Origin of the sequence: Pseudoalteromonas sp. 20-92 (genome assembly GCF_030847595.1) — a bacterium.
GTDB lineage: Bacteria > Pseudomonadota > Gammaproteobacteria > Enterobacterales > Alteromonadaceae > Pseudoalteromonas > Pseudoalteromonas fuliginea.
The window spans coordinates 51084-64326 of record NZ_JANJGQ010000008.1; the positions used below are offsets into that span (position 1 = coordinate 51084).

General features: G+C 36.9%; 12 protein-coding genes. 7 read left to right on the forward strand and 5 right to left on the reverse strand.

Going from position 1 to position 13243, the window contains the following annotated elements; translation table 11 throughout:
- Positions 1-33 precede the first annotated feature (33 nt).
- Positions 34-606 carry a TetR/AcrR family transcriptional regulator gene (locus NRL14_RS09645; protein ID WP_306724529.1) on the reverse strand — a complete coding sequence of 191 codons (573 nt, stop codon included), beginning with the start codon at positions 604-606 and terminating at the stop codon, positions 34-36.
- Positions 607-702: 96 nt separating this feature from the next.
- Here NRL14_RS09645 and NRL14_RS09650 point away from each other — a divergent pair, with 96 nt between their 5' ends.
- A complete protein-coding gene (locus NRL14_RS09650) occupies positions 703-1179 on the forward strand; it encodes an HPP family protein (RefSeq protein WP_007375881.1) in 477 nt (158 codons plus the stop codon).
- A gap of 31 nt (positions 1180-1210) precedes the next feature.
- Here NRL14_RS09650 and NRL14_RS09655 read toward each other — a convergent pair whose 3' ends face one another.
- Positions 1211-1567 (reverse strand): hypothetical protein, encoded by a 357-nt coding sequence (locus NRL14_RS09655; protein WP_007375880.1) that lies wholly within the window; start codon positions 1565-1567, stop codon positions 1211-1213.
- A 150-nt stretch (positions 1568-1717) separates the two neighbouring features.
- Here NRL14_RS09655 and NRL14_RS09660 point away from each other — a divergent pair, with 150 nt between their 5' ends.
- A complete protein-coding gene (locus NRL14_RS09660) occupies positions 1718-2470 on the forward strand; it encodes a Nif3-like dinuclear metal center hexameric protein (protein WP_306724530.1) in 753 nt (250 codons plus the stop codon).
- 78 nt (positions 2471-2548) lie between these two features.
- On the opposite strand, the gene NRL14_RS09665 is transcribed toward NRL14_RS09660, so the two are convergent.
- The 3 genes from NRL14_RS09665 to NRL14_RS09675 all read right to left on the reverse strand — a co-directional run bounded on the left by NRL14_RS09665 (position 2549) and on the right by NRL14_RS09675 (position 7047).
- Positions 2549-3313 (reverse strand): YdcF family protein, encoded by a 765-nt coding sequence (locus tag NRL14_RS09665; protein WP_306724531.1) that lies wholly within the window; start codon positions 3311-3313, stop codon positions 2549-2551.
- Positions 3314-3367: 54 nt separating this feature from the next.
- Positions 3368-4255 carry a LysR family transcriptional regulator gene (locus NRL14_RS09670; RefSeq protein WP_007375877.1) on the reverse strand — a complete coding sequence of 296 codons (888 nt, stop codon included), beginning with the start codon at positions 4253-4255 and terminating at the stop codon, positions 3368-3370.
- Between the two features lie 422 nt (positions 4256-4677).
- Entirely contained in the window at positions 4678-7047 is a 2370-nt protein-coding gene (locus NRL14_RS09675; RefSeq protein ID WP_306724532.1) for an EAL domain-containing protein, read from the reverse strand.
- A gap of 207 nt (positions 7048-7254) precedes the next feature.
- On the opposite strand from NRL14_RS09675, the gene pyrC reads away from it, so the two are divergent.
- The 5 genes from pyrC to NRL14_RS09700 all read left to right on the forward strand — a co-directional run bounded on the left by pyrC (position 7255) and on the right by NRL14_RS09700 (position 13243).
- Entirely contained in the window at positions 7255-8307 is a 1053-nt protein-coding gene (gene pyrC, locus NRL14_RS09680) for a dihydroorotase (RefSeq protein WP_306724533.1), read from the forward strand.
- A gap of 423 nt (positions 8308-8730) precedes the next feature.
- Positions 8731-8934 (forward strand): cold-shock protein, encoded by a 204-nt coding sequence (locus tag NRL14_RS09685; RefSeq protein WP_002961702.1) that lies wholly within the window; start codon positions 8731-8733, stop codon positions 8932-8934.
- 1643 nt (positions 8935-10577) lie between these two features.
- A complete protein-coding gene (locus NRL14_RS09690) occupies positions 10578-11348 on the forward strand; it encodes a DUF3450 domain-containing protein (RefSeq protein WP_033016274.1) in 771 nt (256 codons plus the stop codon).
- Between the two features lie 6 nt (positions 11349-11354).
- A complete protein-coding gene (locus NRL14_RS09695) occupies positions 11355-12719 on the forward strand; it encodes a MotA/TolQ/ExbB proton channel family protein (protein WP_033037762.1) in 1365 nt (454 codons plus the stop codon).
- On the forward strand, positions 12719-13243 hold the full coding sequence (locus tag NRL14_RS09700) for a MotA/TolQ/ExbB proton channel family protein (protein ID WP_002961709.1): 525 nt from the start codon (positions 12719-12721) through the stop codon (positions 13241-13243). The genes NRL14_RS09695 and NRL14_RS09700 overlap by 1 nt, the downstream gene beginning before the upstream one ends.

The window sequence follows — 13243 nt, forward strand, 5'->3', positions numbered from 1 at the left end:
TGATCTTTTGGAAGCGGCTATTAGCCGCTTTTTTTAGCTTTGTGTTATGTGTTTTAGCAAAGTAATACTTGGCATAACGAGAGATTGGTTATGCATTACACGTGCTTGGCATATTAATCCCTCTTTGAGAGTAAGTAAGGTATGTGCAATTTCTAGCGCTTTAACTTTATTATTTTTGAGTTCGGGTGTAGCAAGTAATGCAGTTAAAATGATGTCTAATATGGTTTGTTTATGTTGCATACATTGCTTTGCTATAGGGTGTTGAGCATTAGGATACTCTGCTGCAGCATTTATAAAAAAACAGCCACTGAAATGCCCAAGCTTTGGTACTTGGTTGGCAAACCATAGTTTTAACCCAGCAAATAACGAAATAGCGACTTCAATAGCTAGTGGTTTATTGCAGATCTCTTCAAACCAGCTATTAAACTGTGTATCTCTTTTGGCTAAGCACGCGCAAATTAACTCATCTTTACTGGCAAAATGATTATAAAGTGTTTTTTTTGCCACGTTAGATTCTGCTAGAATTTCATTAATGCCAACAGCATGTAAGCCTTTGGTGTAAAACAAAGTAAGTGCCGTATTTACAATATGTTCTTGTTTAGTCATTTAGTCTCCTCAAAAACAAAGGTTGACACAAGTAGACTGACTTGTCTACCCTGTGTATGTAGACAAGTCGGTCTACTTTTGATGTAAGAGATTAAAATGAATTTAAGTGATATCAAATTAGCCTGTGTTGCCGGTGTTTTTTCAGCGCTTGTGCTTGGATTTCTAGCGTGGTTGAACAACATGGGTGATTATGGGATATGGTTAATGGCACCCTTTGGTGCAACAGCAGTACTTGTATTTGGTATTCCAAATAGCCCATTAGCACAGCCAAAAAATGTGATTTTTGGTCATCTTTTAACTGCATTTGTGGGTATCGTTTTTGTAACTTATGTTGGCGATGGCAGTGCATCAATTGCATTGGCCGTTGGCATTGCAATTACACTAATGATGCTCACTAAAACAGTACATCCGGCGGCAGGTGCTAATCCTATTCTGATTATTGCATCAGGGCAGAGTTGGGACTTTTTGATTATGCCTGTATTAGCCGGGACGATGTTTATTGTTATTTGTGGCTTTGCTGCAAAATGGTTACTGGCTTTCTCGGTAAATAGTAGGCATAAAAAAACCGCTTAACGCGGTTTCTTTTAAAAATCATAAATGTTGATTAAACAACACCGCGCGGTAAGCGACAATCATGATCTTTACGAGCTAAAATTACAATCCAAAGCTCTTCCGCTGTGTAGCCTTCTTCATTTTCGGTAACAACAGTGAATGGGGCTTTTTTCTGTGCTTTTACAGGCGCAGCCGCTTTGGTTTTAGTTTTTTTAGCAGGCGCTTTGGGTGTCGTTTTACCAGAGCTTAATTCTTCAGTTAGCTCTACTAAATCAGCTAGGCGTAAGTTTTTACCGCCATCGATGCTGTACCAGCCAGGTTTAGTTGTGATTTCAGGTTTTTTACCATTGGCAGCTTCGTACGCTGATTCAAAGGCAGATAACACTTCTGTTTTGTCTAGTTTGCTCATCAGAGACCCTATACGTTGTGAACACAGATAAAGAAGACGTATTTATACCTATTTTAAAACAGTTTTTCAATTTTTTGCGATTTTCCTTCCATTTTAAGCCTATAAACGCCAAAATTTGCACAAAATTCAGTGCAAAGTAAGGTAAGTTATATGCAACGTAGAGAATTTAACCAACTCCTAAATGACATTTTAAAGCCTCATTTAATTAAAGACTTTTGCCCAAATGGTTTACAAGTTGAAGGTAAAAATGAAATTAAAAAAATTGTGACGGGTGTAACCGCGAGTCAAGCATTAATAGATTCTGCTATTGAGCAACAAGCAGATGCTATTTTGGTTCACCATGGTTTTTTTTGGAAGGGGGAATCGCAACCTATAACGGGAATGAAAAAGCGTCGTATAGGCGCGCTACTAGCTAATGATATTAATTTATTTGGCTATCACTTACCACTCGATATTCACCCGGCAATAGGCAATAACGCGCAACTGGCAAAGTTATTAGATATTGAAATAGAGGCTGGGCTTGAGCCAGTTACAAATAGCGTAGCAATGAAAGGACGTTTAAAAACGCCTCTAAATGGTGAAGATTTTGCAAATAAAATAGCAAAAGTACTTAATCGGGCCCCACTCACAAGCTTAGTACGCTCAGCTAAAATTGAAACTATTGCACTGTGCACCGGTGGAGGGCAAGGGTATATTGATTTAGCTGCAGAGCAAGGTATTGACGCGTATTTAACCGGTGAGGCATCAGAGCAAACAATTCATAGCTCTCGTGAGCAAAATATTGATTTTTTTGCAGCAGGGCATCATGCAACAGAGCGCTATGGTGTAAAAGCTTTGGGTGAGTTATTAGCGCAAGAGCATGGTTTTGAGGTGATATTTATAGATATAGATAACCCAGTTTAACTAGGCTATCTATTAGCTAACCTGAACTTTGGTTGAAATAGATTTTATTGTCCAGAGTTCAGGTTAGGACTATATAAGTTACAGCGCCTCTGGATCTATCCAGCGGCGCAAACTTATCCATGTATTTCCTACTACTTCGTGACTATATTGCGTAACCACAAGTAAGGCTTGAGCATTTGGAATAAACTGCTTGCTCCTCGGCAGCGCTGCAAAATTATGGTAATCAGTGGCTGCGGTTATGACTTTAATGCCTTGAGCATTAAATAAGTCTTTGGCACGGGGCATGTGCAGTACAGATGTTACTAGTGCAACTTTAAAGTCGACTAATTTTGATGCGAGTAACTTAGCTTCTTCACCGGTATCCATTGCTTTTGGGTTTTGGAATATACGGCTTTTATTAATTCCTAAACTCACCGCTGTTTGATACATAAGCCCGCTATTAGTGGTATTTTGATAGCCCCCGCCTGAAACTATAAGCTCTGCATTAGGGTAGTACTTGGCAAGTTTTACACCTTCGACTAAGCGCGTTAGCGCACAATTACCTAATTGATTATTTGAACTTAAAGCCGAATTTGGGTTTATGTCGCAACCTAGCACGACTATTTTGTCTATTTTAGAGTGCTTTAGGGCATTAAATGCAAGCGACGCAGGTTCATTATTTTGGATAATTAAATTGGCGATAAAGGGTGTACTCAATGCAAGTAATACAATTAAGCTTAAAGTAGATAAGAAGAGAGCTGATTTGCGGCCTTTAAATGCGAGTAGGAGCATTAGACACGCAAATAAACCAAATAGAGGTAGTGGCATAAGTAAACCACCAATCATTTTTTTAATAACAAACATAATAAGCAACATAAAAACAAGAGTATTGCTTTATGTTACTCATTAGATTGCGATTTATCGACCGTTATTTAGCTTACAGGTATTTAAAAAATGGCGATAAACAGGGTTATCTTTCATATCTTTTTTCATTGCTAAGTACATCGGTCGAGTAAGCCCAAGCGCACCTAGCGGGATGGACTTTATTAAACCTTGGCTTTCATAAGGGGTAACTAGCCAATCGGGCAAAGCAGCAACGCCCATTCCAGCACTCACTAATTGAAAAATAAGGAGTCCTTGATCAACTGTTTTTAAGGTGCCATCGAAACGTGCATTTTGAATAAAGTATTTAAAAATATCTTGGCGTTCGCGCGGGATAGGGTATGAAATAATGGTTTCGTTTTTCAAATCAAGCGCTGTTACATATGCTTTTTTAGCAAGTTCATGATCAGGCGCCACAATAAGCTTCAGTTTAAAATCAAACAAGTGCGCGTATTCTAATGTGTCGGGTTCACGTATATCAGACGTCAAAACTAAGTCGAGTTCATCGTTTAGTAGGTCAGGAATAGCGTCATAACTAAAACCACGCTCGTAATCAATTTTTATATCAGGCCAAAAGTTATTAAATTCTTTGATCGTAGGCAATAACCAATGAAAACATGCATGGCATTCCACACTTAAACGCAGTTGAGAAATAGGCTGGTTTAAGCTTTCTTTTAAACGGCATTTAGTCGCTTCCATTTTTGGTAATATTTCGTGAGCTAACTCAAGTAATAACATTCCTTGGGGCGTAAAGCGGACTGGCTGAGTTTTACGTTCGAATAATTGGCAATCTAATTTATTCTCTAAATCTTTGATTTGATGAGATAAAGCAGACTGTGTTAAAAATAATTCTCGTGCTGTATTAACCAAAGATCCTGTTTCTTTTAGGGTTGCTATGGTTTTTAAATGTTTAATACCAATCATCTTTAAAAATTCTCATGAAAAAAGTGAGTTTAGCTCAGATTAATTACATACTACGCCTATATAAAAAACGTTTCAACGTCTAGATGGCTAAAGTTTTGCTGTTTATTGTCATAAATTTATTAAAAATTTAAATTTCTAATGATAGAAGTCATTTAATACTGACTTTACAAGTTTTATATGAGTTTGCTTCATGTTGAATCAGAGGAAGGAAAAATAATATATATTTTAACTGGACGTAATTTTTAGCGTCGAAAATAACTGCTCGAGATAGATTTATTATCCATAGTTCAGGTTATCTAAGGATGATTTAATCGTGGTGTGAAGTGTGTAGTGAGCTCGATAACTACTTCTGCGTTACTTTAGAGGCTTACATCCATGTAAAAATAAGTAAAACCGATTAACAAAGAGTAAAATCGGCTATATTATAGGGGGTTATTTATTAATAATATGGCTTCGTTTGCGCTGACAGGTTTTGATTTTAAAAATCCTTGCCCAAAATCGCATTGCGTCGATTGTAATATAGTTAGTTGTTCTACAGTCTCTATCCCTTCAGCTACGACAGCAAATTTTAATGATTGCGCCAGAGATAAAATAGCCTCAACCAACGGGTTAGTTGAATCTTGAAGGTGGTCAATAAAACTCTTATCAATTTTTAAAACATGAATCGGAAGTTGATGTAAATAGCCTAATGCAGAGTATCCAGTGCCAAAATCATCTAAACAGAGCTTAACTTTTAGAGGGGATAGGCCTTCTATAATTTGCGTTGCTAGATCTAAATTCTCTATTAAACCTGATTCTGTAATTTCTAGGCATAAAGAACCCAAAGGCAATTGATATTTGTTGTAAATAGCATGAATTTGCGCAACAAAATCAAGACTAGCAAAATGCCGAGATGATACATTAACTGTAATTTTTAAGAATCGATGACCTTGCTGGTGCCAGTCTGAAATTTGTTGGGCAGCTAAATCGAGCAAGTGCAAATCAAGGTTTATAATCTGCCCAGTGGTTTCAGCAATAGGAATAAAGTCATTCGGTGAAACAAAGCCTTTTTTAGGGTGATGCCAACGAACTAAGGCTTCAAAACCAATGACTTCACTTTCAGCGATGGTAAAAATTGGTTGAAAATAGAGTTCAAATTCGTTGTGCTCAATACCGTGTTGCAAATCGTTTTCGATATCAGCATGAGTCTTAAGCTTTTTACGCATGGTATTATTAAAAAACTTAACTTGCCCACGACCTGTCGATTTAGCCTCGTACATAGCGGCGTCAGCTTGTTGAAGTAATATATAAGCTTTATCATTTATATTATCACTATATGCAATACCGATACTGGTTGAAGCTTGTAATAAATGACCATCAACATCGATTGGTTTTGAAAGTACAGTTTGAATCCGTTTAAGCGCTTCGTTGACTTGGTTTCGATGCGTAATATTTTCCATGAAAATAGCAAACTCATCGCCACCTAAACGGGCAAAGGTATCGGTATTACGAACGGTGGCTTTAATTAAGTCACATATTCGAATTAAGAAGTGGTCACCAACTTCATGGCCTAGAGAATCATTAATACTCTTAAATCGGTCAAAATCTAAATATAACAACGCATGGCTGGTGCCTTTTTTGGCACGTGTTAGTCTTAATATAGCGAGCTTCGCACGTTCTATTAATAGTGAACGATTAGCTAGTCCAGTCAATTCATCGTGTAAAGCACGGTGTTCAAGCTCCTGGCGAGCAAGTTGCCTATCTATTGCCATGCTAATTTGACGGCTCACATACGTTAATAATGAGCTGTCATGCTCACTGTAATGTAAAGACTTATCATAACTTTGAACAACAATAACACCACTGATACGTTCATTTGCTTTAAATGGTACGCCCAACCAAGACTCGGATTGTCGGCCTATCATTTTGAAGTGGCCATCTGCTATTTGTTGTTTGTAATCTTTTTTTGTAAAAAGTAATGGCTGATCTTTTTGTAGTAAATAATATGAGGCAGTGTCTTTAAGTTGCTCTTTTGAAAATTTTTGATGGGTGCTTGTTTGAATACCCTCTTCAACAATGTAGACAATGTCGAGTATATCTACTTGTTTATCGTAAAGTGCAATAAAAAAATTATCTGCACGTAACAAGCTATTAATTATAGCGTGAAGAGATTCAAAAAAAGTATCTAGGTCACTGGCTTTATAAGTTAAGTTAGCTATTTGCAAAAGACTATTTTCAAGTTTTTGCGCATTATTTAATTGCTCAACAGTTTGTTGTAAATTATTGACAGTATTAACTTGGTTTATTTTGGCACTAAGTAAATGTGCGACAGTGGTGAGTATTTCAAGGTGGGCATTAGTAAAATAGTTCTTAATGGGATGTTCACAATCAATTACCCCTAAAATTTGCTCTTTATATATAAGAGGAACACATAATTCTGACTGAGCAGGGCGTTCATCTGCTATATAGCGGCTATCAGTACTTACATCACCAAGCATCACTGCTTCACCGGTGCGTGCAACAAAGCCCGAAATTCCCTCACTAAACTGTATTACCTTTCGTTGCGCTCTATATTTGTAGCGTTGATGGGGGATCCCCATAGATGCAACTTGGTTTAATATAGAAGCTGAGTCATCGGCAAGGTAGATAACACAATCAACAAAGCCAAGTCTATTAACGACTTGAGTTGTTACGTATTCTAGTAACTCTTCTAGAGTATCAAGCTGTAATAAACTAGATGAAAACTGATTAATGATACTAAGCTGTTCAGTTTTTATTTCCAGAGCTTCATTGGTATCGACTTTGTTCGACATAGGCAGCTAATTTTATTCTTTATATTTATAAACACAGCAACTAAGTTAACGTAAACTTTATCTTTCTACAAAATAAAACGATGAATGCTTTTTATGAGCTGTAAAGTTTTATTTAATAGTAGAGCTGAGTCCATTATTTTTAATAAGGTCTTTACTCGAAAACCTCCTATGCCTATGATCGGATAAATTCAGCCGTGGAATAAAAAAATGATTAGTAAAACTAAAGATGCAATCACAACACTCACTATAACTCGACCAGATGACTGGCATGTACACTTACGTGATGGCGATCAGCTAAAAGATACCGTTCGCGATATTAGTCGTTATATGGGTCGTGCGATTATTATGCCTAACTTGGTTCCTCCGGCAACATGTACTGATACAGCACTTGAATACCGTGCACGTATTATGGCGGCAGGTCCTCAAGGTGATTTTGAGCCATTAATGGTTTTGTATCTTACTGATAAAACAACACCTGAAGAAATTAAAAAAGCTAAAGAAACAGGTAAAATAGTTGCGGCTAAACTTTACCCAGCAGGCGCTACAACAAATTCTGACTCCGGTGTGACTTCCGTTAAAAATATTTACTCAGTACTAAAAGCAATGCAAGAAGTGGGGATGCTTTTATTGGTTCACGGTGAAGTTACTGATTCGTCGATAGATATTTTTGATCGAGAAAAGGTATTTTTAGATACAATTTTAGGTGATGTTGTTAGCGATTTCCCTGAACTTAAAATTGTACTAGAGCATATTACAACGAAAGATGCGGTAGAGTTCGTAGTAAATGCACCGGATAATGTAGCGGCTACTATTACAGCTCATCATTTACTTTATAATCGTAATCATATGTTAGCAGGGGGGATACGTCCCCATTATTACTGTTTACCAATATTAAAACGTAATACACACCAACAAGCATTAATGGCTGCAGCAATAAGTGGCAATAAAAAATTCTTTTTAGGAACTGATTCGGCTCCGCATTATAAAGACAAAAAAGAAGCTGCTTGCGGTTGTGCTGGGGCATACACAGCTCATGCTGCGATTGAATTATACGCCGAGGCATTTGAAGAAGCTGGTGCACTGGATAAATTAGAAGGTTTTGCTAGTCACTTTGGTCCTGATTTTTATGGTGTTATGCGTAATCAAGATACAATAACACTACAAAGAAATCCTTGGAGAGTTCCCGCTAGCTATTCGCTAGGTGATTCGCAAGTTGTTCCCATTAAAGCCGAAGACATGATTGAATGGGAAGTGAGTTAATCATTCAGTAAATCAGCTTAAACTTTATAAATTATTATGTGATTTTTACTTGCGCTGATCATTGTACAATTTTTGTTTTGATCAAATATTTCGCATTTAAAATACGCGACTGATTCTAAAAAGAGTAACCCAATAGTATTTTTTTGTATTAAAATTAGCCGTTTAGACATTATTTAATAAAAAAATATATTTTTAATAAATAATGTCTAATTAATAGAGCGAAATAAAAAATAATGTGTTAATCTTAACTTGCTTTGAGTTTTTGCGTATTGAATTTACGGATATTGTGCTGCGTTTAAGGTTACCGGTTAGGTTATTACTTCTTCCTGTACTATACCTCCATTTTGTGGGCATTGACTCGGGGAGGATATTGCCATAATAATATGGCTGAATTTTAATTATTGACTTACAGGAAAATTTAGTATGTCGGTTACTGGTAAAGTAAAGTTTTTCAACGAAGCTAAAGGCTTTGGTTTCATTGAACAAGAAAATGGTCCTGACGTGTTTGTACATTTCAGCGCAATCACTGGTTCTGGTTTTCGCACTCTTAGCGAAGGTCAAGCAGTGACATTCAGCATCAAGCAAGGTCAAAAAGGCCCTGAAGCTGAGAACGTAGAAGCAGCATAATTTATTATGTGAACCTTCGTTCAACGTGGTGAAACAGTTATCTGTTTCACCATAATTCCTTTGTTAATACTATTAAATCTTCCTCACTATCTCCTATAAAGCTATCAATTATTACACTCATACTTAAATTAATTAATTTTAAAGCGCTGACATTTGCTAAATGCATCTTTATTGTTCAATTAGCAATATTCTTTGAGCATTTGGTTGATCAAGTCGTCAAGCGAAATACCACGTGTATTAAATACCACGTGTATTAAATGACAGGATTATCTTTTTGCTATTAAAGTTTATTATTTTTCTGAGCTAAATTTTATTCTTAGAGATTTTTTTGCGACACGATTTTTTATCTAATGCTCTCGTTAGCGGCTAAAGCCTTACATTCCTTATAGTCATATCGATCTACATAAGCACTTTATCAATTCAACGAATAAAATAACCATTTAACCTATTTGAAGTTTATTCTTTTTGTCGACACGATTTTCTTATATCAGAATAGATCACTTAATTAAGCGAATTGCTATTATGCAATTTTCTTGGCGTTAAATTGACCCCATTTCTAAGCAGACTTTTATCATAAATCGAACAAGTAAAGCTTCATTTGCTACTTTCAGCCCTTATCTAAGCATACAGCAAAGAGTCAATTACCTCTAGCAAGACCCTTTGAATAAAATGTATTTGGCATTTATGCATTGTTATCGCCTTTATTAGCATAACGGCACTACAGTAAGCATTGCTGTGTGTGATTGAGCTACGGTATTAAAATTAAAAAATTAAACTTCAACTGCTTTTAGTTATTATAAGACTACCTTTAAAGCATAGTAGCGAGCTATGTAACGAGGTGAAATGATATAGTTTTCACAGAGCCTACCATAAAAATTGTAATTGAATTAAATAGATCATATTCAAGATAGGTGACTAACGTTGATTGTAGTAACAACTTCAAGCTGCTCAGATTGGAGTATGGTATTTCATTGAAAGCTTGTTCCTAAAATTAGCCATCTCTAATACATGCCCAGCAAAAGATAAATTCAAATATTTGGACAACTTCTGAGAGTAATAAATTAATAACTAATTGCACACTGTGCATCATTTGGTTCGTAACCAACCACTTTACTCTCCATTAATATTGGGTAATGGAAATATCAATATACGATATTCGAAGTGAATATTAATTCAATATAAAGGCATTTTGTGATGTTTTCTTGTGCGATAAACGGTTTGTTTTTTCAGATGAAGCGTTTAAAACCAGTTAAAAAGGCATGAAGTTGGCCAAAAAAAAACTTATATAAGAAATAAGTATATTTTTTTTTGTTTTTTTTCAGGGCGAATTCATTTTCAATTGAATGTTGCATTTTTGTTGTTTTTATAAGGGCGACACCCAATAAACATACCCCTTAAAAGGCTTTGATAGAAATATTAAGAATAAGACTGGTTACAATATTGTTAACATTTGGTATGCAGTTCTTTAGTGTAAGCTTTGAACTGGCTATTTATTTACTGAGATAAGCAAACATCAAGTTGACAGCGCTTATTGCATTTAGCATTATTGGAAGGTTGATATCTATTAAAAGATATCAGGGTTGTCTTCCTTATGGGTTGATAATTAAATTATAAAAGTAACATTACTTAATTGGTTGGGAACTATGTCTGTTAAAATCAGAAAGAGTCTTGTAGCAACTGCGTTGGTTGGCGCATTTGCATTTGCAAGCAGCAATGTGATTGCAGATCCTTTGAATGACGTGCAAAAAGCAGGTCAACAAATTCAAAAGGCTGCTGTTAAGTCTCAAACTAAAATTGACAATGTATATGGTCAAACTCAAGAGCTAATCGCTGAGTACCGTAGCATCGTTGATGAGACTGAACTTATGAAAGTGTATAACGATCATGTATCACGCTTGGTTGATAGCCAAAATGCGTCTATTGAATCGTTTGATCGTCAAATCGCTACTATTGATAACACTAAACAAAACGTTGTGCCTTTGATGTATCGCATGATCGATACGCTTGAGCAATTCATCAAAGCGGACGTTCCATTTAATCTTGAAACGCGTTTAGGACGTGTTGAAAGACTACGTGAAATCATGGTTTCTGCGTCTGTAACGACGTCTGAAAAATTCCGTCAAGTACTTGAAGCTTACACTATTGAAACAGCATACAGTTCACTTGTATCTGCTTCACAAGGTACATTAGAAGTTGATGGTAAGAGCATTAACGTTGATATCGGTCAATTAGGTCGTATAACTTACGTTGCTCAATCTTTTGACTTGAAACATGCTTGGGTGTGGGATAACAACACTAAACAGTGGAAAGAATTAGGTGAAGAATACCTAAAACCTGTTAAAGAAGTTATTCGTATGGCGCGTAAGCAAGCGACATTAGAACTTGTTAAACTACCTATCTTTGGCGCGGAGTAATCAATAATGAAGAAACTATTTAAAGGTTTTGCTGTTGCAGCAGTACTAACTGTTTCTGCAGGTACCGCGCTTAATGCACATGCAAATACTGGAGCTCTAGATAAAATCCTTGAGCAAGTAAAGCAAGAGCGTATCTCTGAAGGTAAAATTAATAAGCAACGTGAGCAAGAGTTCTTATCTGAACGTGCTGACAAGCAATCATTACTTAACAAAGCTAAAAGCCAACTTGCTTCTGAAAAAGCACGTGGCGTTAGTTTAGCTAAGCAATATGCACAAAATGAAAATACTTTAGCAGAGAAAGAGCAAGCTCTTCAAAGCGCACAAGGTACTTTAGGTGAAATGTTTGGTGTTGTACGTCGTGCAGCTCAAGACGCTATCGGTTCGATCGAAGCATCACTTGTTAGTGCTGAAAAGCCAGGTCGTGCTGAAATATTACGTTCATTAGCTGCTGCTAAAGAACTTCCAACTGTTCGTGAATTAGAAGAACTTTGGATTTCACTACAAACAGAAATGACTGAATCAGCTAAAGTTTCAACATTCGAAACTGAAGTTGCTGGCCTTGATGGTAACCCGTCAATGAAGAAAGTAACGCGTATCGGTAACTTTAACTTAGTTACAGACGATGGTTACTTAATTTATTCACCAGAGACTAAGTCTATCCAGCCTCTAGGTAAGCAACCAGATGGTTACATTTTAGACGGTATCACAGCGCTTGAAAATACATCTCCAGATAACTACGCTGGTGTTTATATTGACCCGACTCGTGGTGCTATCTTACGTATTAATACTCAAAAAGCGACCCTTATGGAATACTTCCATCAAGGTGGCGTAGTTGGTTATATCATCACAGCCTTACTAGGCCTAGGTATGCTAATTACTCTAATTCGCTTTGTTGACCTTACGCTTACTACTAGTAAGATTAAGAGCCAACTTAAAAATGTTGCTACACCGAATACAAATAACCCACTGGGTCGTATTCTCAAAGTGTACCATGACAACAAGAACCAAGATGTTGAAAACCTTGAGCTTAAACTTGATGAAGCGATTCTACGTGAAACGCCACGCATCGAAGCTGGTATCAATATAATCAAGATTCTTGCTGCAATCGCACCATTACTAGGTCTACTAGGTACTGTAATCGGTATGATCTTAACGTTCCAAACAATCACATTGTTCGGTACGGGTGATCCGAAGATCATGGCAGGTAACATCTCTCTAGCACTTGTAACTACAGCGCTAGGTCTAATTGCTGCATTACCACTAATTCTACTTCATGCTCTAGTAGCTGGTCGTAGTAAGTCGGTATTACACATCCTTGATGAGCAAAGCGCGGGTATCGTTGCTACTCACGCGGAGAAGGAGAAAGCCTAATGCTAGTCCTGATGGAGATATGGGAATCTATCAGGGATTTTGTTGGCACAGGCGGCCAGGTTTTATACGTGGTCGCGATAGCACTCTTTCTGATGTGGGTTTTAATGATTGAGCGCTATTGGTTCTTACTTGCAGAGTTTCCTCGCACAGCGAAAGAAATTGTAGCAAAGTGGGATGCCCGCCAAGACACTACGTCTTGGTACGCACACAGAATCCGTGAAGCATGGATTTCTGAAGCGTCTGAAAAATTAGATCAGCGTATGTTGTTGATTAAGACATTAGTAGCTGTTTGTCCTTTAATAGGCTTACTTGGTACTGTTACTGGTATGATCTCGGTTTTCGAAACCATGGCCAACCAGGGTACAGGTAACGCAAGATTAATGGCATCAGGTATTTCAATGGCAACAATCCCGACAATGGCTGGAATGGTTGCGGCACTATCTGGAGTATTTTTTAGCTCACGTCTTGAGACAAAAGCTAAAATGGTGAAAGCCAAACTTATTGATAGTATGCCTCATCACTAG